Raw genomic sequence first — 24076 nt, 5'->3', positions numbered from 1 at the left:
TTTATCCTATCACTATTATTAAACTATTTTTATAACAGCTTATTTTTAGTATTGTTTCTCTCTATAGCCTCCTCTAATAATTTTCCATTAGGATATATTTTTTTACTCATTTCAATGAAATATTTATAATTTTGATTATCTTTAATCTTGAAATAATATTGTGATAACCAAACATAAGATAAATATTTCTGATATTTTTCTTTACTATTATTTAATGCTTTATTAAAATACTCAAAAGGCTTTTCATTGCTTCCGCCTGCTATAGCCGGAGCATGCATATATCCAACAGCAATGCCAAGAAGAGCGAAAAAATTAGATTCATCTTTCTCTAAAATCTTTTTATATATTTCTTTGATCTTAGAACCAAAAGAAATTTTTTCAGAAAGTCCGCTGTAATAAACTATATAATTCATTAATTCAGATACGCTTATCAAATAATCAATATCTTCCGATTTTATATAATCAGCATTATCATTTATAGCTTCTTTCAAATAATTATATTTTTCTCTTTCATTAGTTATGCTTTTTGATATAATAAATGCATATATATTTTTATAAGTCTTGGAAGAATTATTTTCTACTAATTTGATATTATATGATGAAGAATAATATTCATTATAAAAACTATTTATTTCTTTAGATTCATAAGAATATATTATATTTGTTACTGTTATAAATAAAATAATTATGTATTTCATTTATGCCTCTATAATAAGTTAGCAGATTTATCAAATTTGTTAGTATATTCTAACATTTAAATAAAAAAAATCAATATATTAAAATAAAATAAATATTCAATTTTTTCATTTTTTAAACTCAAAATAATAAAAAAACAAATTAATGCTGCTTTAATAATTGAAAAAAAAACTATATTGATATATCATTACTTCAAATAAAAATTTGATTAAATAATAAATTTCATTGGAGGAAATATGGCTGTATCTAATAAAAAAGCAGCAGTAAAATCTTCATCAAAAAAGGTTTCTAAAGCTGCTAAGAAAACAGTTGTTGACAAAAAGGCTGCATCTAAGAAAGCTGCTAATGTAAAAAAAGCTTCAAAAACTGCAGAGAAAAAAGTAATTGCTCCTAAATATTATGTATCAGAAACTCCATTAAAGAGTGCTGATAAAGAAATATTTGCTGCAATGAAAAATGAGTATAAGAGAGAAGTTAATGGCTTTGAACTTATAGCTAGTGAAAATATAGTTTCACGTGCTGTTATGGAAGCACAGGGCTCTATATTTACAAATAAATATGCTGAAGGTTATCCTTCAAAAAGATACTACGGCGGATGCAGTGAAGTTGATGTTGTAGAAGATTTAGCAAGAGAAAGAGCTAAAAAATTATTCAAAGCTCCTTTTATAAATGTACAGCCGCATTCCGGTTCTCAAGCTAATATGGGTGTTTATATGGCAGTTCTTAATCCAGGAGATACATGTTTAGGATTATCTCTTGATTCAGGCGGACATTTAACTCATGGTAAAAATGTTAATTTCTCAGGAAAAATTTATAATTTCCAACATTACAATGTTAGCAGAGAAACTATGCAAATTGATTATGATGAGCTTAGAGATACTGCAAAAAAACTTAATCCTAAATTGATTGTTGCAGGCGGAAGTGCTTATCCTAGATTCATTGACTTCAAAAAATTCAGAGAAATAGCTGATGAAGTTGGTGCTTTATTAATGGTAGATATGGCTCATATTGCAGGACTTGTTGCTGCTGGTGTTCACCCTAGCCCTGTTCCTCATGCTCATTTCGTTACAGGTACTACTCATAAAACTTTGAGAGGTCCTAGAGGCGGATATATCATTTCTACTGAAGAAGATTTAGCTAAAAAAATAGATAAAACTATATTCCCTGGCATACAAGGCGGTCCTTTAATGCATGTTATAGCTGCTAAGGCGGTATGTTTTAAAGAAGCTTTAGATCCTAAATTCGTTAAATATCAGGAACAAGTTGTAAAAAATGCTGAAGCTATGGCTAATATGTTCCTTGCTAAAGGATACGAATTAATTTCAGGCGGTACTGATACACATTTAATATTAGTTGATGTAAAAAAATCTAAAGGCATAACAGGTCAGCTTGCTGAAACTATTTTAGATAAAGCACATATAACTATAAACAAAAATGGTATACCTTATGATACTGAATCTCCAATGGTTACAAGCGGAATCAGATTAGGTACTCCTGCTATAACTACAAGAGGATTAAAAGAAAAAGATGTTATGGAATTAACTCAATACATAGATGAAGTCTTAAGCAATAGCTCTGATGAAAAAGTTATTAATGCTGTTGCTAAAAAAGTAGCTGCTTTATGCAAAAAATTCCCTATGTATAAATTTATAGCTGATATGTAAATTATATAATAACATAAAAGGGAGGCTGATATTTATAACAGCTTCCCTTTTTTATTTTAACTTTTTTATTTATGATAATCAAATAATTTCTATATAATTAAATATTTCATCTATTCTATTTAAAACTATATCAGCACCATTCTCCAATAATATTTCTTTGCTGTAACTATTTGTAATTGCTGCTGTAGTTATTCCTGTTTTCTTTGCTCCTATAATACCGGCAAGACTATCCTCAAATATTATAACATCTTCTTTTTTTATATCGTTATCCAATTTTTTCAAAAGTTCAAAAGCATTTAAAAATAAATCTGGTTCAGGTTTAGCTTTCAACTTGCCATTATAACATGAATAATCTTTTATATATTTTGATATGCCTTTTTTATCAGACATTCTCGTAACATAATTTATATTGCTGTTTGAAGCTATAACAATATTAATATTTTTCAATCTTTCTAAAGTTTCAATAACACCGTCAAAAGTTTCTAAATCTGTTTCTATTATTTTATGAAAATAAACTTCAGCTTCTTTAAAGAAATTATCAGGTATATGGTATCCTTCTTTTTTCAAAATATTATCTATATCTTTAGTCTGATACCCTGCTAAAGATTTAAAATCAACCTCTTTAAGTATATTCATTTCATTTGATACATGAATCAATGCCTTAGTATATAAACTTTCACTGTCAACTAAAGTTCCATCAAAATCAAATATTGCAGCTTTTACCTTTATATTTTTATCCATCATTTTTTTCCTTAATGTTTAAAATATTTATTGATGCAAATATTTTATATTTTTTTCTATCAAAATCAATAGCATCATAATATTTGATAATAAATTACATATATGTTATAATTTGTATAAAGAGCTGATTTATGAAAAATATGATAATCCAAATAAAAGGAGTATATTATTATGGGATTAAAATTAATTATTGCTAAAGATGCCAATGCAGTAGGAAAAAAAACAGCAGCAGAAATTATTAACTTATTAAAAGTAAAAAAGGATGCAGTTTTGGGACTTGCTACAGGAGGTACTGCTGAGGCTGTATACCCTCATTTGATAAAGGCTTATGAAAAGAAAGAAATAGATTTTAAAAATGTTAAATCTGTAAATTTAGATGAATATAAGGGATTAGATCCTAAAAATGAGCAAAGCTACAGATATTTCATGAATAAAAATTTATTTGATCATGTTAATATTGATAAAAAGAATACTTTTGTTCCTAAAGGCATAGGAGAAAAAGAAAAAATATTGAAAGAATTTAATGATAAAATAAATAAACTTCCTAGAGATATACAATTATTAGGAGTAGGACCGAACGGACATATAGCATTTAATGAACCTGATGAAGCTTTACATTCTGATGCATTATGCGTTAAACTAGATGAAAAAACTATTAAAGCTAATGCTAGATTCTTTGCTTCAGAAAAAGATGTTCCTAAAGAAGCATTCAGTATGGGTATGGGCGGAATATTAAAGGCTAAAAAAATAGTTATAGCTGCTATAGGAAAAGGAAAAGCTGCTGCTATGAAAGAGCTTCTTACTAATGATAAAATTACAACTAAATGTCCTGTTACTTTCCTTAAACTTCATAATGATGTTGTAGTTGTTATTGATCAGGAATTAGCTGATGCTATACCAGAACTTGCAAAGAAAAAAGGATGCAAAAAATAATAAATAAATTTTATAAATAAGAAAAAAGGGGATAGTTTTATACTATCCCCTTTTTTATGCTTAAATATTTGTATTTTTTATTATTTTACTACATTTAATACTTTATAATTCACTATTATCTAATAAAACATAAATATAATTTTTTTTATTAGATATAATATTTTATATAATTCCAAAAAAATGGTTATATTTATATTATATATAAAAACAAAATATAGGATAATAAAAATATGAATAAAAAGAAAGCCGTTTTAATAGTAGTCGATAGCTGCGGTGTAGGTGCTTTACCCGATGCTTCTGACTTTGGTGATGAAGGCGTAAACACTCTTGCTCATTTGGCTGAAGCTAATGGTGGAATAAGTCTTCCTAATATGGAAAAAATAGGACTTGGAAATATAATAGATATAGAAGGAGTTGCTAAGAATAATGATGCTATAGGATATTATGGTAAGGCTATGGAATTATCAAAAGCAAAAGATACATCTACAGGACATTGGGAAATAGCTGGACTTGTATCCAAAAAACCATTTAACACTTACCCTAATGGATTTCCTGAAATTACTATCAAAAAAATAGAAGAATTTTCAGGAAGAAAAGTTGTATGCAATAAACCTTACTCAGGCACAGAAGTTATAGATGATTATGCAGATGAACAATTAAAAAATGGTTCTTTAATAGTTTATACTTCTGCTGATTCTGTACTTCAAATAGCAGCACATGAAGAAATAATACCAATAGATGAACTTTATAATATATGCAAAAAATCTCTTGAAATATGTAATGAATATTCACCTGTAGCAAGAGTTATAGCACGTCCTTATATAGGAAGCAAAGGTAATTATAAAAGAACTGAAAGAAGACATGATTACTCTGTGCCTCCAAGCGGTGAAACTATGCTTGACAGGTTAAAAAATAATAATATTCCGGTTGTAGGCATAGGAAAAACAAGCGATATATTCGCAGGAGTTGGAATTACAGAAAATAGACAAACTAATAAAAACAATCTTGATGGTATAGAAAAAACTATTAAGGCTATTAAGGAAATTGATGAAGGATTAATATTTACGAATTTAGTTGATTTTGATATGCTTTATGGACATAGAAGAGATCCAAAAGGATATAAAAATGCTTTGGAAGAATTTGATAAATATATACCGGAAATGATAGAAAATTTAAATGATGATGATTTATTTATTATAACTGCAGATCATGGATGCGATCCTACATACAAAGGAAGCGATCATACAAGAGAATATATACCTATACTTGCTTATGGAAAAAATTTGAGAAAAAATGTTAATATAGGAATAAGAGATTCTTTTGTTTCTATAGCTGCATCAATAGAAAAGCATTTAATTGGTAATACTGAATTGGAAGGTTGTTTTTTATAATAAAATTTATATATTATAAATGAATTAAAACAAATTTATATATATGCTTATAATGATGTTTTTCAATAATAATACTCATAAATAATTTTTAGGCTGACATTGTCAGCCTTTATTTTACGCACGCATAATAAAATAAAAAATATAAAGGGCGGGGATGTAAAATAAATTTTTAATCTTATTAAAAATCCCCACCCTTTTTCCTTATTATCATAATCAGTTATTATCACTTCTTATTTCTATTTTACAAACACAGAAATAACAGGCCCCACCCTAGCTTTTTTAAATTTATTATCTATCTCAGCACGCGTTTAAAATGAAAATTATTTTATTATAAATCAATAACAGTATTTTTTTATATTTTAAAATCTAATTACGCGTGTAAATATTTTTATTGTATATAAAAAATAAGAGCCTAGTTTAATTAAACCAGACTCTTATTTATTTTTTAATAGAGAATCTATTATTCAAATACTACTCTAGGATTCTCATCAATATAATCAGCGGATATATTATTAAGTTCTTTAATCTTTGATATTAAAGCATCTCTTATATCATTTCCTGTATAAACAGCATTTTTTCCTTTTCTTCCTATAGGATTATTTTCTGCATCAACATATCCATCTCCGCCATCAAATACAAAATCTGATAAAATTACAGTGTAATCTTTAGCTTCAGTTATATCCTCTCCATTTAATTTTGCAGATACTAATTCACCATTTGCAGTATATTTTACTTCCATACCTTTAGAATACTGCAAGAATCCTCCCTTTCCTCTTTTCTCACCGGAAAGCTTTATCATATCAAGTACATCTTTTCCATTCAATGAAACTATAATAACTTCATTGTTAAAAGGCGCAAATTCATTCTGTATATTTCCTAAAGTAATATCACCAGCTTTTAATACAGATCTTAAATTTCCAGAATTAATCATTACAATATCAACATTTTCATAAGAATCTTTTACTAAATCACAAGCAAAATTTCCTATAGCCATAGAATTAGATCTTATTCCATCATGAGCTAATTCTACAGGCAAAGTTCCTATTCTTACATTAAATTCTCTGTCAACAGTACCTTTCATCTCATCAATAAATGCAAGCATATCTTTATCCTGCTCTATTGTCTGATCCATTGCTACCAATTTATAATCTAAATTATTTTTATCCACTACTCCATTATTAACATTTAAATTAATATGTCCTAAATAATGTCCGTAAGATCCAGCCTGTACTATAGGAGTGCCATTAACAAGTTCAGCTTTTTCTAATTCAGTATGACTATGTCCTCCTATTATTATATCAAAAGTATTAGGAATAGCCTCAGCAATTTTTTTATCTCCTTCATACCCAACATGACTTAATAATATTGTAACATCATTAGTAGTATTAAGAGGAATTTGTTTTATAAAATCTTTTAATGATTTAATTTCTTCTTCAAATATTAAACCTTCTATGTTCTTAGGACTATAAACAGAATCTGTTGTTGTTATACCAATAATTGCTACATTAAGACCATTAACATTTGTAACTATATATGGAGTTGCATAATAACTATTGTCTGATTTATTTTTTATATTCAAAGAGAGTGTAGGAAATTTTCTATCTTTCATTATTTCTGTAAAATTACTAAGTCCGTAATCTACAAAGTGATTTCCAACAGCAGCAGCATCAACACCAATCATATTCATAATATCAACTTCATCTCTTCCTTGAAATACTGTAGAATACACACTTCCTGTAATAGTATCACCTGCATGAAGAACTAATACATTGTTGTTATCTCCCTTAACCTGCTTTATATATGAAGCTCTTCTAGCAGCACCATACATATAGTTAGTTTCAGGAGGATTTACATCACTATTAATAACTCTCTCTTCTTCGTCTTTTCCATGAGTATCATTCATATGTATTATAGTTAAATTACCAGTATTTCCTGTTTTCTTTGAAACTGAATTAGAACAGGAATATGAAAATAAAAGAATCAAAGATAATAACAAAATAGCATATAATCTTTTAAACATTTGTATTCTCCTTAAAAATATTATATTTAAATTATATATATATTATTCTCTTTTTCAAGATAATTTCCTATAATAAATATACTATAAAAGCCTAGTATACTAAAAAACATACTAGGCTTTTAACGGTTATATAAAAATAAATTATTAATTTTCTCTTCTTTTCATCTTTTTTAATACTATAATAACAACACAAAGAAGAACTATAACACCTAAAGCAACAGGTATTACCCAACCTTTATATGTAGTATCATTAGAAAGTATTTCATTCCATAAATCTTCCATTAATATATTAGTTTCATCAGGTAATGTTATATAAACCTCGCAATTATCCAAAGTTTCCTGATCAGGATATATTATTTTGTTGTTTTTAGTTTCAGTACTCATTATAGCAATAGCACCGTCATTTGGAGAAGCATAATTTATGAACTCTATATTAGCCAAAGCTATTTCCGGTTCAGATAAGAAATTTATATACATCTCTCCTAACTCAGGAGCACCTGAAGAAGCAGGTATACATATAGAATCTACAAATAAATTAGCGCCTTTCTTAGGAATAACGAAATTTAAATCAGGATTGTTATCAATCATAGTTAAAGAATCTCCAGCATAATAAACGCCTATAGCAGCCTCTCCAGCTTCCATCTTATCATACATTTCATCCATTACATAAGACTGTACTAAAGGCTTTTGAGTTTTTAAAAGTTTAGCGCATTCTCTAAGTTCTGATTCATTAGTAGTATTAAGTGAATATCCTAAATATGCCTGAGCTATACCAAAAGCATCTCTAGGATTATAATACATAAGTATTTGACCTTGATATTTTTTATCAAAAAGTATTTTCCAATCTATTTCATCTGCATTTTCACTTACTAAAGTTTTATTATAAATTATTCCTGTTACACCCCAAGTATAAGCTAAAGAATATTCTCCTGTAGGATCGAATGGAAGATTTTTAAATCTATTAGCTATATTAGTATGAGCAGGAATATTATTGTAATTTAATTTTCTTACTAAATTTTCTCTTATAAGTCTTTCTATCATATAATCAGAAGGAATAATAACATCATACTGAATACCGCCTACTTTCAACTTTACATACATCTCTTCATTAGAAGCAAAAGTAGAATAATTAACTTTTACCCCAGTAAGCTCTTCAAATAATTTGTTTACATCTAATGATCCGTCTGAACCATCTGATATATACTCTCCCCAGTTATAAACATTAACAGATAAGTTTTGTCCTTTGTACTTATGATAATAATTAGTATCAAATACGCTAAGATTAAAAGTTTGTGCATTTGCTGCTATAGCAATTAATATAAAAATCGCAAAAATTTTCTTTTTCATTTTTTATTTTTCTCCTTACAAATAATTTTTTTAATTAATGTTTATTCATTTTTCTTTTTAATTGCATCAAATATTTTTCTTTTTTAATCTCTTTTAAATTCATAACAACAAGACTTACAAGCACAACTATAAATATAACAGTAGATATAGCATTAATTTCAGGACTTACTCTTTTTCTAGTCATAGAATATATTGTAATAGGCAAAGTCTGAGAAGTAATACCTGTAGTAAAATAGCTTACAACAAAATCATCTAATGAATATGTTAATGCCATTAAAAATCCTGCAAGTATTCCTGGAAGTATATCTGGTATAACAACTTTCCAAAAAGCCATTGATGGAGTACATCCCAAATCTAAAGCAGCTTCATATAAACTATTATCCTGCTGTCTTAATTTAGGAAGCACATTCAATATAACATAAGGTACATTAAAAGTTATATGTGCTAAAATCAAAGTAGTAAATCCAAATTTAAGTTTCATTATAACGAATAAAAGCATTAAAGATATACCTGTTACTATTTCAGGATTGATTATAGATACATAGGTAATACCCATAACAGCATTCTTCATTTTTTTATTGAAACTATTTATTCCAATAGCTGCCATTGTACCAAGTATAGTAGCAAATACAGAGGAAACTGCTGCCACTATTATAGTATTAAAAAATGAATTGAGTATCAAATCATTTGAAAATAATTCTTTATACCAATGCAATGTAAAACCTGTAAATACTCCTCTTCCTCTCGCTTTATTGAAAGAGAAAAAAATCAGTATTGCTATAGGAGCATATAAAAATAGAAATATAAAAGCAATATAGGTTCTTGATAGTATTTTCTTTATCATAACGGCATTCCTTAAAATACTCTTTTAATTATAGAAACATACCCTTAACATCTTCATCTTCTTCATCTATCTGCTGCATAAGCATAATAGCGCATAAAGATATTACAATTAAAACCAAACTTATAGCCGAACCTAAATTAGGATTATAAGACATACCTAAGAACTGCATCTCTATCAAATCGCCTATAAGTATATTAGATCCTCCGCCAAGCATACGCGAAATTACGAATGTACTTACTGCTGCAACAAATACCATTGTAACTCCAGCAGCCATTCCAGGTAAACTTAATGGAAATATTATTTTACTGAATACATTAAAAGAATTAGCACCTAAATCCTGAGAGGCTTCTATTAAACTCTGATGTATTTTAGTCATAACAGAATAAAGAGGAAGTATCATAAAAGGAAGATAATTATAAACCATTCCTATTAATACAGCAGCCTGAGTATTTATAAGTTTAACAGGTGAAAGCCCCATAAATAGAAACATCTTATTTATAAGCCCATTATTTTCTAATATAGTCATCCAAGCATAAGTTCTAAGAAGAAAGTTCATCCACATAGGAAGCATTACAAGCATTATTAAAGCATTCTGAACAGTTTTTTCCTGTCTTGATATATAATATGACAAAGGATAAGCAAGTATCAAACATATCACTGTAGCAATAAAAGCAAGTATTACAGAACGAATTATAACAGGAGTAAATGCTGTAACATTTGCAAAGTTATTTAGAGTGAAATCTCCTCTTTGATTGGTAAAAGCAAAATATATAACTAAAAAAAGCGGTACTAATACAAAAACTAATGTCCAAATTAAATAAGGTATTGCAGGAATTTTTGTCTTCATATCATTACCTCTTCTACAGTTTTTTTCATAATATGTATGTTTTCTTTGGCAACATCTATTCCTATTTCAGTACCAGCTTCCCATTTTTCTGTAGAATGTATTATCCATTTATAACCATGGGCATCAAGTACCATCTCAAAATGTACGCCTTTAAATATAGCAGATTCCACCAATCCTGATATATTAGCATTTTCAGGAGGAACAACGATTATATCTTCAGGACGAATTACAACATCAACTTTTTCTAACTTTTCAAATCCTTTATCCACACAGTCAAATATATATCCTGCAAACTCAACAACGTAATCATCATGCATAATGCCGTCTATAATATTACTCTCACCTATAAAGTCTGCTATAAATGCATTCTTAGGTTCATTGTATATATCCTCAGGAGTGCCTAACTGAAGTATTTCTCCGTCTTTCATTACTGCTACAGTGTCACTCATAGTTAATGCTTCTTCCTGATCATGAGTAACATATACGAAAGTAATTTCTAATGACTGCTGAATTTTTTTAAGCTCTATTTGCATTTCTTTTCTAAGCTTCAAATCCAATGCTCCCAAAGGCTCATCAAGAAGCAAAACTCTAGGCTTATTAATTAATGCCCTTGCAATTGCTACTCTCTGCTGCTGACCGCCTGAAAGTCTGGCAATATTTCTGTTTCCGTAATTTTCTAAGTTCACCATTTTTAGCATTTGATGAACTCTATCTTTAATTTCTGATTTAGGAACTTTTTTAAGATTAAGTCCGAATGCAATATTTTCAAAAACATTTAAATGCGGAAACAATGCATATCTTTGAAAAACTGTATTAACTTCTCTTTTATAAGCCGGAGTATCATTAATAACTTTTCCGTCAAAAAGCACTTCTCCCGAATCCGGCTTTATGAAACCTGCTATAGTTCTAAGTATGGTTGTTTTACCACAGCCTGATGGCCCTAAAAGAGTTAAAAATTCTTTATCTTTGATGTCAAGATTAAGATTTTCTAGTATAGAATTTTCATCATAAGAAACATTGATATTTTTTAAAGACACGATAATATTATCGCTCATAATGAAGCCCCCTATGCGTATATTTGCAATAGCCTCCGTAAAATTACGTATATACATCTTAACGTATAAAACGCAGTTTACTCGTCGCTTACCCGCATAGGGTTTTTTTCGTTCTAGCTAATTATAATTAATAATAAGCCTTTCTTAGTCAACAGATACACCTGCAAAGAATATCCATTACTCGAGCTATTGCATAATTGTTTTTTAATGGATTTCAATATAATACAAATAAAAATAATGTCAATAGGATATAAAATATTTTTATTATTTTTTACACAAATAATTTCCAATGCAAATAAAAAGGAGCTTTTTAAAGCCCCTTTAATTTAATTATAATTCAATTTATTTATTATTCTTTTGTAAGAGTACCTGATAATTTTTTCCCGTTATCATAATATACTATTATTACACCTAATGATGTATTGCTGAACTGCAATTCAAAACCGCTTGTTCCCTGTGAAGCACTATATTTGCCATTACCTTGATTTATTATATTTTTTGCTTCGATTGTTACTGTACCGTTCAAATTCAAATCAAAAGAACCATCACTGTTTATAACAATTTCAGCTTTTGAAGATTGCCCTTCATCATCGGTAAGATTACCTGAATATCTATTGCCTCTGTACTCTTTTTCTATACCATTATCTGAACCTGTTACATCCAACATACTGCAGCTTAAAGATATTAAACTTAGTGTCAGTAAAATAAATAAAAGTTTAAAAATATTACTTTTCATACATACCTCCTAAAGTATAGGATTATAAATGTATTTTTTACTATGTCAATATAAAGTTTTCACATTTATTAAACTTTAAAAATTAGACTTTTATATTATCATTATTTTTATCAAACTTTCATTTATTATAGCAATTATTGTTTTTCTAAAATCAATGAATTTATCAATTCTCCTTCTGTATAATTATTCATTGTAACTGCTGTATCTGTAAATATAAATTCAATATATACCGCTTGACCATTTTTAATAACTGTTTTATTTTTATAAATATTATCTGATACTTTTATTATCACATCATTTGTCATAGTTGTACTATCTATTTGCTTTCCATTTACAATGATACTTAGAGTTATACCTTGTTCATCTACTAATATTTTCATATCAGATTTTATTTCTTGATCATCTGCTGACACAATATAAGTACCATACCATTTAGAATCTACAGGCGTAGCATATGTGTATTCATTGCCGTAGCTTATAGATAATAAATTTAGTGCAATTAAAATAAATAAAATTTTAAAAAACTATTATTCATATAACCCTCCTAAGGTATAGGATTATACATATATATTTTACTATGTCAATATAATTTTTTCATAATTAAAATATTATTAATAATTAATAATAATATAGCGTTAATAGTTATATTCCAATGATATTTCAAATGTATGCTCTAAAATTTCATCATTATTGAAAGGAGTATAATAATTAAAAGTAAAATTAAAATTATTATAATTAATAAGAAGTTTGGTATCTAAATCCATTTTATAACCAGGAGAATGAGAGAAATAAGTTATTATATTAAATAAATTGTTAAGGAAAGATAAATAAAGCCCTACAGAATAAAATGAATGACTATCCTCATAAAAATATTCTACATAAGGACTAAGTATCAAATTATAATTATAAATAAAAGTATAATTAATACCTAATAAACTTTTTATATCATTAAGACTCTTTCCTATATCATTACTGCTTAAAATATTATAAGTAACATTTCCATAAAGTTTAAAACCTATATCGAATATATATGAAGTCTCAAAACCAAGCATTAAATTATTTTTCTTTTGTAAATCATAAGTGTATTTTGTTATACCCATTAATCCCAAATGAGATGAAGAATATTTTAAATAATACCAAGAAGTATAATAGTTCGGCTCTTTTAATAAATCTATTGATTTAGTGTCTGTAATGAATCCTATTGAATGAGTAATATTTCCTTGATAAAAATTAAGCTCCGTATTATATAAAGACTCATAATCATTATAAAGTACACTTTCACCAACAAACATATATTGCCTGTTAAAACCTTCTCCGAAATGAAATTTCCTCTTTCCTATATAAAATCCTAAAATCTCATTTATATAATTAAATTGTATTTCATCGAATGTAAAAGAAGCATAAGCTTTATTATCATTTTGTTTTATAATACTTCCATTATCATAAATAAATTCTGTATTATCTTTAGTATATATTTTAATTGCAGGTTTAAATGAAAAATAAAAATTATTGTCAAGATATTCAAAACCTAAATATATATATGTATCATTACTAAATATTGAATCTCCTAGATATTCATTTTCTTTTAAATCTATATAATTAAAACTATTCTTTATGCCAAATCTAGGAGATATATCAGCAAATGCTATGGATGATACAACAAATATAAAAAAAGTTAAATATACTATTAATCTATTAATCAAAGTATCTTTCATTATTTTTTATTATTATTTAAACAAACCAAAAAGCATTTTCATATTATCACTTCTAAAATATGAGCTTGAATAACTTGAAGATTCTATTTTTTCTACATGACATACAGTACTTATATTTTTATTGATAATCAAATTATAAAACTCCATGTCATTAAAATAATTATTACTTATCTTATATATTCCTCTTTTCAAAGCCTTTCCGCTATTATCAAAAAAGTCTATAGTATATCCTCCAGACATTTTTTTTAAAATAGCTTTGGAATAAGGTACACTCTTATTTTTCTTTACTAAATTTATTTCTTCAGTACTGACAATTTTTTCTACTTCATAGTCATCAATAAAATTAATAGACATCAAATCATTCATATTTGCAGCACCCGTTACAATATAACTTCCAGAAATTTTTAAAGGAGAAATCTGACCTTTTGACTGAACAAAAAATCCCTGATTATTAGCAAGAAAAAGAGTATTATTATTTTTTAAATACATTAATTTATAATCTTTTCCTACTATCATATCAAAATCATTAACCTTCTTTTTACCGTCTTTTATATCAGTAAAAGTTCCGGACATCTTATAACTTTTTCCGTCTCTATTGTAAATTTTTACAAAATCATTAAATATATCCTGACTATACAAATTAAAAGATAAAACACTTATTATTAATAAAATTTTTATTGTTTTTTTACACATACTTTATCACCTCTATTATAGGCATTTTTATAACCTTTATTATTGGATAAATACCTGCTAATATTGATACAGATAATACCCATGCAAATATTAAAACAGTATCTTTAAATGTTAGTAATAAACTTAAAGGATAACCGTCTGTAGCACCTGGAAATTTCATTATAAAATTTGAAGCATTCAATATACCTGAAGCTCCATAAGAAATTATTATTGAAATAACAGAACTCAATACTGCCATTATAATAATTTCCAAAAATAAAAGCAAAGTTACATTTTTTATATTTATACCCAAAGCTCTCATAGTACCAAATTCATTTAAACGCTCTAAAAAATTTGTTGTAAGCATTTGCATAACTGAAACAAATACTAATATACTTAATATAAATAATGCTATTAAATAATTATTAGTATTCATATCAATAACAGAAAGTAAGAATGCATTCAAATCCTTCCAATCTTTAGCCTCATAATTTAAATTGTTTTCATTAAAATATTTATTAAGATCATTTTTTATTTCTTCTGCTTTTTTATAATCTTTTAAATATACTAATAAATTATGTGCATTACCATATTCAAGCCCAAATACTTCATATACTGCATTAAGAGGACTATATATTGTAATTTCATCAGCTGCACTATTATTTAAAGATATTAAACCAACAGCCATTAAAGAACCTAAATTTATACCGTCTCCAAAATCAGTCATCAAATTTAAATAAGGCTCTTCATCATAATTAAGATTAAAAAACTCTCCTAAATCTTTACCTAAAACCATTGTACTAATGTCATCGTCAAATATAGGAGTTCCCACTTTTAAAGAAACTGATGACATTATTTTTGAAGGCTTTTCATAGGCATAACCTGAAAAGAATTTGCTTTTATTTTCATTACCTATAAGCCCGCTTATGTCAAGCTTTTTCTGATAATCATTAACTTCATTTATAGTATCAAGCTTTTTATAAATTGCTTCAAAATCATTGTTATTAAGCATATTAATTTTTTCGCTTTTATTATCCCAATAAGATTTATCAGCTATTACAACAGAACCTCCGCTTGTATTGATACTGGTAATAATACCTTCTTTTGTGAAGTTATTATATCCACTTATCATCATAAGAGATACAAAAGACACTATAATAAGTATCATATTCAAAATAGTTCTGGTTTTATTATACCAGAGATTGTCGAATGCTAATTTTATTATATTCATTTATCTACCCAATTATAATTATTAATAAAATTTTATTTCATATTTTATGTTACCCCCCCATCTCTCATAATATATTTTTTGTCCGCATAATCTTCTATCAATTCATCATGCGAAATAAAAAATCCTATACCGTTTCTTTTCTTTATAGTGTTTCTTATATATTCATAAATAAATTTACTTGTTTCAGTATCCAAATTAGCACTAATCTCATCACCGAATATATAAGGGGCTTCGCTTACCAATGCTCTTGCAATTGCAACTCTCTGTTTCTGTCCTCCTGAAAGCTGTTCCGGCTTTTTATTTTTTAAATTATCTATTTTTAAGTTTTCTAATATTTCATTAACTTTTTTATTTATATTAGAATAACTTTCATTTAAAAACTTAAGAGGCAATGCAACATTATCAAATACACTCTGAGTTTTTAAAAGCTCAAGCGACTGCAAAATGAGACCTATATTTGAAAGCCTAAAATTGCTTCTTTCTCTATCACTTAGTTTTGAAACCTCATTATCATTCCAATAAACAGAACCTTCTGTAGGAATATCTATACTTGATAATATATGAAGAAGCGTACTTTTACCAGCTCCTGAAACTCCAGCTACCCATACAATTTCGCCGTCTTTTATTTCCAAACTTATATTTTTATTTGCTGTTATATTATAATCTTTAGTTTTATATATTTTTGAAATATTTTTGCATTTTATCATAATTAAAAATCAGCACCCTCCGCACTTAAAAATCCGTCCTTACCTTTATCATAAGAACCTTTTAATAAATATCCGTAAAAGCCTTTAGGATACATTTTTAAAGCTTCATCTAATTCTTTAAAAGCTTTACCAGTTTCATTTACTTTCATATATGCCATAGACCTGTAAATATAAGCCCTATAAACCATATAATCTGGCAAATTACTTGTATCATTTAAAGAACTTATTACAGAATAAAAAGCAGCATTATTATAAAAACCCAAAGTAGCTATCTGCCACATTCCGTATACTTGTTTTGCCTTTATATTATTTTTATCTTTTAATAAAGCCAAACGTGAATAAGTATACATATCAACTATTACACTATAAGGATATTTTTTATTAAAAAATGCAAGTGAAGTAAATGAGTTTGCAAAATTAGCGAATGCAGCATAAATATCTGAAGAACCTTTTTTGAAAACTTTATCTTTTTTTAGGTTATTATATATATCACCCAAAGTCTTATAATCTTCTTCAAAAGTTCCGCTTGCAATAGACACATTAGCCCAAAGAGTGTAGCATTCTATACTTAAATGCATTTTCTCTTCTTCGCTTAAATTACTATTATTAACTCTATTTAAGATATCTTTAGCTTCGCTAGTTCTTACAAGTCTTGTTCCTGAATGGTATTCATTATTTTTATTATCTATTTCTTTTAATACAGCATTGGCCTCGCTTGAAATCTCTCCATATAATCCGCATAAAAAGAAAGCGTTAATAAAAATCAAAACAATCACTCTAAACATTTTAATATCCTTATTTTCTTATCCTCAAACAATATATATATCTTAAGTTTATAAAAAAGTGGTTCTTATATTTTTATTATTTATGGTAACTGACCATCACCACTTCTTTTAGCAAAGTATATACATACAAAACCACACCTGCGGCAAAAAGCAAAGCTTTTTATATAAAATATATAACTTTTAATTTCATAAACATGTACAATATATCTTAATTATTATTTTATTATTTAATTAAACATTCCTTTTCCTTTAGCGTTCATATCAATAACATTCTTTATAAAAACTCCTTCTGGAAAAATATCTTTTGCCATTTTTATATACTTATCATAATTGGTTTTATCATTATTTTTAAAATAAGCCTGAGAAGTCCATAAATAAACTGTATGTTTTTCCCATTTCTCTTTGGCATTGATTTCAGCCTTTTTAAATATTGGAATTGCTTTATCTATTCCGCCTCCTACAAATTCAGGACTGTATGCTGTAAGTATAGCCTTACCCAAAAGTGATGGAAAATGATTGGCATTAATTTTTAAAGCATTATCATATATCTCCCCTGCTTTTCCTGAAAATTTTATAACTTCATTAAATGAAGAATAATTAATAGCTCCGCTCATCACATCAGCAACAGAAGCCATATAATCTGCATCTTTCTCTGATAAAAGAGGGGTATTCTTTTTTATGTTATTATTCAATAATTTATAAGCCTCTCTTTTACTTTTAGGATTCATATATATATCCATTAGTAAAATAAGATTATCATAAGTTTGCTTTTCTATTTTTCCAACATTTGCATTCTTCATTTTTTCTATAGCAAGATTTAACTCAGCTTCTTTATTGGCATTAGCCATATAATAAAGATTATAAAGCTCGTTAAAATCTCTGCTGTATGAAAAAGCTGAAAAACTAAAAATAAAAGATAAAAATAAAACTGTCAAAATCTTTCTCATCATATTAAATCCTCCTTAAATACTGCACGATTCTAATAAGAATTACTAACATAATTCTTATTGTTTTCATTAATATTTAAATTATTCATAAAAAAAGGCACTAAAGAACATACAATATAAAGTACACAGCATATAAAAGAAAATATTATTTTATTTTTAATACTTACCATTAACAATAAACTCCAAAATATTAAAATACTATAGTGCTAATTATCAAATTCATAACCAAACTATTATTATTATCAACACCGAAAGTTAATTGTAAAGGTGTTGTGCCGTAAAGATTATATCCTATTCCGCCTCCTACTACATATAACAAATTACCTTTGTCAATACTCTCCTCAAAATATTTTCCATAACCTACATTTCCAAAAGCTACTAAGTATATATCATTAAAACCAGAAGGAAGAAATCTCATAAAAAATTTATATTCAAAATGAGCAAATGTAAGAAAGTCCATATTTTTAACATGTGCCTCTAAATTTGATAAAGGCATCATCATAAGAGAGTATAAATATTTAAAACCAATAGAATATTTTTTCTCACTTTTATCAAAATAAGCACTGTATCCTATATAAGGCATAATTCCAAGTTCTCCCCAATAATGAAAGAATGAATAAGGAATACTGGCTGAAACATTATAAGAATACTGTTTTTCATTAGGTATAATACTAGCACCTACACCAGCATTGAATTTTAATTTATTAACTCCATCATCAACAAATGTAGAACTTAAACCAATACTTTGATTAATTTTAAATATAGAACTTAATCTATAAACCTCTCTTTCTGAAGCTACCATTTTACCTATATTCATACCATAGAAAATCATAACATTATCAAAAGAGTATCCTAATTTTAATTGTCCGTAATATTCCAAATCTTTATAATTAAATGTAGCAAATGGAGGTGTTATTCCTTGTTTATAATTCAAATCTATAAAAAATCTTCTGTATCTATATTCCATTCCAGCATTAGCAAATATTCCAAATGATGATTCCGCACCATAATCAAAACTTATACCAATACGAGGAATGTATACAAAATGTGAATTTTTCTTATATGCATATCCAAAATCTACAGAAAATGGAAATCCAAAATAATTATAACTATAATGGAAACCTGAGTTTACAAAATCATTCTGAGCAAAAAGAAAGCTTGATAATATCAAAAATACAAATAACAATTTTTTCATAAAATACAATACGCCTGCTATTTATCTTATCTTAATATTATAACAAAAGTATTATGTCTGTCAATATACTTTGTGTAAAATATTAATGTTTTTATTGCTTATATTCAGATATTCTACTTCTAAATAAATTATAATCTGCAATTATAGAAATAGTCCAATTTAATATTCCATTGAAAGCCAAAATAAACCACAAATAATTATTATACTTAGCAGTGATTATATTCATAATAATCATTATTACAGAATAAATGATAACAGCAATAATAGAGTTTTTTAAATTAATTTTATATATATCATAACTATATTTTATTATTTTCGGTTTTATATTATCAGAGAAATTCCAAAAAGAGTAAATAACTATATAAATAATACTAAATAAAAATAAATGCTAAAATAGCTGTAGAAAAATATTATATTAAAGATGTTAATATTTTTATATATAAATTATGAACAATTTTTGCATCTTTACTGATATCCTCAAAAACTTCATCAATATTTACAAGTCAATCTATAAATTTGCTGATTATTTTTTATATTTTATTCTATTTTTAACATAATGCGAACTTTAGAATTTAGAATATCTTTCATTTCATATAATTGCTGAATAACTTCTTTGGTATTAGTATATTTCTTTTTAATATTTTTGTAATAATTTTTAAAAAATTGATGAAATAAAAACACAGTCAAAGATAAAAAGTTCATAATAAAAAATGCAAACCGAATATGATGAAGAATAAAAAAACATATTAAATATAAATACAGATATATATAATAATAAAACTTATTATAAAATATTTCAAATTTATTTTATAATCATTATAACTATATTCTACTATTCTGTATATATTACAAATATTAATAAACTGTATCACTATGACTAAAAAAATACTAATTATTCAATAAATAATAAAAAATATACTAACAATCAATTGATTATTATATAATAAAAAATCCTATATTTTTATTATTTTAGATATAAAGCATAATAATAAACTAAAAAATACCACAATAACAATATCAATAATACCAACAAATAAATATAATCTATATTTATTAATTATTTTTGTATCCTTTGATAATTCCTCAAGAAGAGAATCTACATCTCCGAAAGATCTAGAGCCTTTTCAAAAGCTTCTTCTTTAGAATTATTTATATATTCTTGCTTTTCATATATAAATAATTTATAACCTCTCTCATATGATATATAATTTTTGAGTATTATAGTATTTATTTTTTATTCATTACAAAAATAATCTATCATAATATTTTTTCATAACATTCTATATATACAATATATATTGAATATGAAAAAGTTTATCTATTATTTTTTACTGAATAGCCGTATTTCTATCCTGCAAAAATATTTTTTTCTTCTGTAATCTTATAATATTTTATTATCCCTAAGTAACTTTCAGCACCATAATAACTTTCTATTAAGTTCTGGCTTCAAATCTTCTTATAGCACTGTATAAAGTATGCTAGTAATCTCATATTCTCTATAACTCTTACCAGTAATTAATTTATAAAGTTCATAACTATAAGAATCATTATCTTTTAAAAAATTCAAACAATAGCGTATATCTGATATCTTATTATATAACTTTATATATTATACATTAATATTAAGCTTATACTAATTATAATTATTTTTTATAACTAAAAAAATATACGATTTTTTCAATAACCAAAAAATAATTTATACCTCTTCAAAACTAGTTGAGAAAGTTATATATGAAATTATTGTAATTTTTTAACTATTAATATATTACATAAAGTATACTAAAAAAAAAATTTTAAATTTATCAAAAATTAGTTTTTTAATTTGTAGTGGATTTACACAAGTACTATGTGTACCTCATAAACCTCAGTTCTTTTATCTAGTAGATACTTCAGTATTAAGATAAAACATATTATGTACTCAATTATCTGATGCTTAGCACAAAACTCTATATTTCTAGATTAAAATCATTGATTATACAATATATAAAATATTATTATATAAATAAAATTATAGATATAATTTTATAAAGTAATTTCAAAACAAGTCCATTATTATTTATCAGCATATCTGAAAGTATTAACAGCAAGTATCAAAGCAACTACTAAGCATACTAAAATTACAGCTATTCCTGTAAAATATGCATAAAAATCAAAATAAAAAGCACCTCTAAAAGCATTCAAAAAATGCTGAAAAATATTTAATTTACTTAAAAATTTTATTATATTTGGAGCATTGTATAAAGAATAATATCCATCACTCAAAAACATAGATCCCATTAATATAATATTATACAATATGCTTGCTACTTCATTAGTTTTTACCAAACTAGAAACAAAGAAACTTATAAATATATAAAGCAAAGATGCAAATATAATTACAGGCAAAAATAAAAGTATAGAAACAAAAGAAAACTCTAATTTAAAAAATAAAGCACATACACAAAATACAAATAAACAACTTATAATAGATATTATCACCCAAGCACATGACAAACTTATTATATATTTATATAAAGGAAGAGGTGTTACTTTAAGTAGATTATAAACCCCTCTTCTTCTCTGACTAAGAACATTAAAACTTGTAGTCATAAATGAATAAGCAAGTACACTAACACAACTCATAGCAGTAAGTATATGAATAGTATAACTTTCCATTTTGAAAAAGATTCCCATTGATATAACTATAACTAAAGGAAAGAATATAGACCAAAATATAAGGAAAGGGTCTCTTATAGCTTTTTTCATTGTAAGTTTAAATATAGTTTTCATAATTATTCTCTCTTTTATATAAATATATATCTTATTATTAATTTGATTATCATACTTTATTATTGATATTGATTTATCATACTAAACATACAGACTATATACCTAATAATTTATTTATAATAAAACAAACACAGATTATAGTAATAATAAAAACTGAAATTTTATAAATTTAAATTTCATACTTATTTTAAATAAATATATTAATATTTATAATATTAAAAATCAAAATTATATAATGAAATAAAAATTAAGAAATTTAATAATTTTATTATAATTCAAAATTAAGAATTAGTAATATGTAAATAGACCTTCTCTAAACTATCAAAATTATATTTCTTTAAAAGTTCATCTTTAGTTCCGCTTTCTAATATTTCTCCTTTATATAAAAATACTATTCTACTGGCTATATCCTCAACCTCTTCTAAATCATGAGAAGTAAAAAGTATAGTTTTATCCTCTTTCACAAGTTCCAATATCATATTTTTTACATTATATCTTTCTCTTGGATCTAAACTTGCTGTAGGTTCATCAAATATAAGCAAACTTGGATTTTGCATAGTAGCTATCATTATAGCAAGTTTCTTCTGCTCTCCACCTGAAAGTTTTATAGCAAGAGTTTTTTGATCTAATCCATATTTTTTTGTAATGTTTTCTATTTCTTCATCACTAATTTTCATATCATATAGAGCTGAAAACATTAATATATTATCTCTTACACTATAACCTTCAAAAAATGGAGTAGATTGAAGCTGAATACCTATATGTTTTTTATAATTATCTATATTTATTTTTGTTTCTCCGCAATCAGGTTTTAATATACCTAGTAGTATATTTATAAGAGTAGTTTTACCAGATCCATTAGGGCCAACAATTGCTACAACTTCACCCTTATTAATATTAAAATCAACATTTTTTAATATTAATCTTTTATTAAAACTTTTTTTTATGTTATTAGCACTAATTAAAATTTCCATAATATCCAACTTTATTTTAAAATCGCCTGCTATATTAAAAAAATAATATAGCAGACTTATTCTTACTTAAGATATAACAATAAATTATTTAGATACTGTTACACTTATACAGCAAGAACAACAACAAGAACAGCAGCAACCGCCTGGAGCCAATACAACAGATTGACTTTTTAAAGAACAAGTTGTACTTAATTTAGAAGAATATTTCATAAGAAACTCCTTTTATTTAATTTATATTAATTTTATAAAAAATTAATATCTAAGTTTATTATAACTAGCTAGCATATTATCAATATGCCCAATATAATAAATACTAAAAAACGTAGTTGCCAATACAGACGGTATCAAGCTTTTAGTATATTCAATTATTATACTATTAATAAATATAATAAAAAAACAAATTATTGTCAATATCAAAAATTGTTTTATACTATTTAATCTCAAAATTTCCTCTAATATAGATAATAAACATATTATAAATATAATTGTAAAAATATTATACTCATTAAATTCTTTTTTTATAGCAAAATATAATACTCCATTAAAAAATATAGATTTTATTATACTTTCCAACATAATTAATGTCCACTTATTATTTCCCTTTAAGTAGTAAAGTGAAGAAATATAAGGTATTAATAATACATTTTTAAATATATTATTTTTTATATCTATACTAATTAGACTTAATATACTAATGATTAATTCAAATGAAGAAATAATAGCAAAAATATTTATAAAAATATAAATTATATATTTTTTATCTATAATTAAATATGATAAAATATTTTGTTCTTTCCTAATACTTAT

General features: G+C 25.6%; 22 protein-coding genes. 3 read left to right on the top strand and 19 right to left on the bottom strand.

Translation table 11 applies throughout. The annotated features are described in order from the left end of the window. Positions 1 to 29: 29 nt before the first annotated feature. A complete protein-coding gene (locus tag BHYOB78_RS02870; protein ID WP_020064254.1) occupies positions 30 to 698 on the bottom strand; it encodes a hypothetical protein in 669 nt (222 codons plus the stop codon). A 234-nt stretch (positions 699 to 932) separates the two neighbouring features. Here BHYOB78_RS02870 and glyA point away from each other — a divergent pair, with 234 nt between their 5' ends. Then, positions 933 to 2360: a serine hydroxymethyltransferase gene (gene glyA / locus BHYOB78_RS02865; protein WP_020064255.1), complete on the top strand. Its 1428-nt coding sequence runs from the start codon at positions 933 to 935 to the stop codon at positions 2358 to 2360. A gap of 78 nt (positions 2361 to 2438) precedes the next feature. Here glyA and BHYOB78_RS02860 read toward each other — a convergent pair whose 3' ends face one another. Then, a complete protein-coding gene (locus BHYOB78_RS02860) occupies positions 2439 to 3104 on the bottom strand; it encodes an HAD family hydrolase (RefSeq protein ID WP_020064256.1) in 666 nt (221 codons plus the stop codon). A gap of 168 nt (positions 3105 to 3272) precedes the next feature. On the opposite strand from BHYOB78_RS02860, the gene BHYOB78_RS02855 reads away from it, so the two are divergent. Together BHYOB78_RS02855 and BHYOB78_RS02850 are read left to right on the top strand one after the other, a co-directional pair. Further along, positions 3273 to 4034: a glucosamine-6-phosphate deaminase gene (locus BHYOB78_RS02855; protein ID WP_012671862.1), complete on the top strand. Its 762-nt coding sequence runs from the start codon at positions 3273 to 3275 to the stop codon at positions 4032 to 4034. A gap of 230 nt (positions 4035 to 4264) precedes the next feature. Continuing rightward, on the top strand, positions 4265 to 5425 hold the full coding sequence (locus BHYOB78_RS02850; protein ID WP_020064257.1) for a phosphopentomutase: 1161 nt from the start codon (positions 4265 to 4267) through the stop codon (positions 5423 to 5425). 460 nt (positions 5426 to 5885) lie between these two features. Here the strand turns inward: BHYOB78_RS02850 and BHYOB78_RS02845 are convergent, their stop codons facing one another. From BHYOB78_RS02845 to BHYOB78_RS13900, 17 genes are all read right to left on the bottom strand, one after another. Beyond that, on the bottom strand, positions 5886 to 7445 hold the full coding sequence (locus BHYOB78_RS02845) for a bifunctional metallophosphatase/5'-nucleotidase (protein ID WP_020064258.1): 1560 nt from the start codon (positions 7443 to 7445) through the stop codon (positions 5886 to 5888). 144 nt (positions 7446 to 7589) lie between these two features. Then, positions 7590 to 8792, bottom strand: coding sequence for an ABC transporter substrate-binding protein (locus BHYOB78_RS02840; RefSeq protein WP_020064259.1), 1203 nt, complete (start codon positions 8790 to 8792; stop codon positions 7590 to 7592). 34 nt (positions 8793 to 8826) lie between these two features. Then, positions 8827 to 9636 (bottom strand): ABC transporter permease, encoded by an 810-nt coding sequence (locus BHYOB78_RS02835; protein ID WP_020064260.1) that lies wholly within the window; start codon positions 9634 to 9636, stop codon positions 8827 to 8829. A 28-nt stretch (positions 9637 to 9664) separates the two neighbouring features. Then, on the bottom strand, positions 9665 to 10483 hold the full coding sequence (locus BHYOB78_RS02830) for an ABC transporter permease (protein ID WP_012671857.1): 819 nt from the start codon (positions 10481 to 10483) through the stop codon (positions 9665 to 9667). Further along, positions 10480 to 11538: an ABC transporter ATP-binding protein gene (locus tag BHYOB78_RS02825; RefSeq protein WP_020064261.1), complete on the bottom strand. Its 1059-nt coding sequence runs from the start codon at positions 11536 to 11538 to the stop codon at positions 10480 to 10482. Before BHYOB78_RS02825 ends, BHYOB78_RS02830 begins: the two co-directional genes overlap by 4 nt. Positions 11539 to 11887: 349 nt before the next feature. Next, positions 11888 to 12274, bottom strand: a complete 387-nt coding sequence (locus BHYOB78_RS02820; protein WP_020064262.1) for a hypothetical protein — start codon at positions 12272 to 12274, stop codon at positions 11888 to 11890. A 134-nt stretch (positions 12275 to 12408) separates the two neighbouring features. Continuing rightward, a complete protein-coding gene (locus BHYOB78_RS02815; RefSeq protein ID WP_020064263.1) occupies positions 12409 to 12687 on the bottom strand; it encodes a hypothetical protein in 279 nt (92 codons plus the stop codon). 222 nt (positions 12688 to 12909) lie between these two features. Beyond that, complete coding sequence (locus BHYOB78_RS02810; protein ID WP_012671852.1) at positions 12910 to 13989, bottom strand: hypothetical protein; 1080 nt, start codon at positions 13987 to 13989, stop codon at positions 12910 to 12912. 12 nt (positions 13990 to 14001) lie between these two features. Further along, positions 14002 to 14682, bottom strand: coding sequence for a LolA-like protein (locus BHYOB78_RS02805; RefSeq protein ID WP_020064264.1), 681 nt, complete (start codon positions 14680 to 14682; stop codon positions 14002 to 14004). Then, on the bottom strand, positions 14675 to 15892 hold the full coding sequence (locus BHYOB78_RS02800; RefSeq protein ID WP_020064265.1) for an ABC transporter permease: 1218 nt from the start codon (positions 15890 to 15892) through the stop codon (positions 14675 to 14677). The genes BHYOB78_RS02805 and BHYOB78_RS02800 overlap by 8 nt, the downstream gene beginning before the upstream one ends. A 44-nt stretch (positions 15893 to 15936) precedes the next feature. Then, positions 15937 to 16599 carry an ABC transporter ATP-binding protein gene (locus tag BHYOB78_RS02795; protein WP_012671849.1) on the bottom strand — a complete coding sequence of 221 codons (663 nt, stop codon included), beginning with the start codon at positions 16597 to 16599 and terminating at the stop codon, positions 15937 to 15939. A gap of 2 nt (positions 16600 to 16601) precedes the next feature. Beyond that, complete coding sequence (locus BHYOB78_RS02790; RefSeq protein WP_012671848.1) at positions 16602 to 17384, bottom strand: hypothetical protein; 783 nt, start codon at positions 17382 to 17384, stop codon at positions 16602 to 16604. A 227-nt stretch (positions 17385 to 17611) separates the two neighbouring features. Then, positions 17612 to 18334: a hypothetical protein gene (locus BHYOB78_RS02785; RefSeq protein WP_012671847.1), complete on the bottom strand. Its 723-nt coding sequence runs from the start codon at positions 18332 to 18334 to the stop codon at positions 17612 to 17614. A gap of 187 nt (positions 18335 to 18521) precedes the next feature. Then, positions 18522 to 19526 (bottom strand): hypothetical protein, encoded by a 1005-nt coding sequence (locus tag BHYOB78_RS02780; RefSeq protein WP_012671845.1) that lies wholly within the window; start codon positions 19524 to 19526, stop codon positions 18522 to 18524. A 2052-nt stretch (positions 19527 to 21578) separates the two neighbouring features. Continuing rightward, on the bottom strand, positions 21579 to 22295 hold the full coding sequence (locus tag BHYOB78_RS02770; RefSeq protein WP_012671843.1) for an ABC transporter permease: 717 nt from the start codon (positions 22293 to 22295) through the stop codon (positions 21579 to 21581). A gap of 281 nt (positions 22296 to 22576) precedes the next feature. Continuing rightward, on the bottom strand, positions 22577 to 23269 hold the full coding sequence (locus BHYOB78_RS02765) for an ABC transporter ATP-binding protein (protein ID WP_012671842.1): 693 nt from the start codon (positions 23267 to 23269) through the stop codon (positions 22577 to 22579). A gap of 84 nt (positions 23270 to 23353) precedes the next feature. Then, complete coding sequence (locus BHYOB78_RS13900) at positions 23354 to 23479, bottom strand: streptolysin S family TOMM toxin (protein ID WP_020064266.1); 126 nt, start codon at positions 23477 to 23479, stop codon at positions 23354 to 23356. Positions 23480 to 24076 lie beyond the last annotated feature (597 nt).

It is taken from the genome of Brachyspira hyodysenteriae ATCC 27164 (genome assembly GCF_001676785.2).
Classification (GTDB): Bacteria; Spirochaetota; Brachyspiria; order Brachyspirales; family Brachyspiraceae; genus Brachyspira; species Brachyspira hyodysenteriae.
The sequence above is the reverse complement of the archived record's forward strand: the minus strand, read 5'-3'. Positions and strand labels throughout refer to the sequence as shown.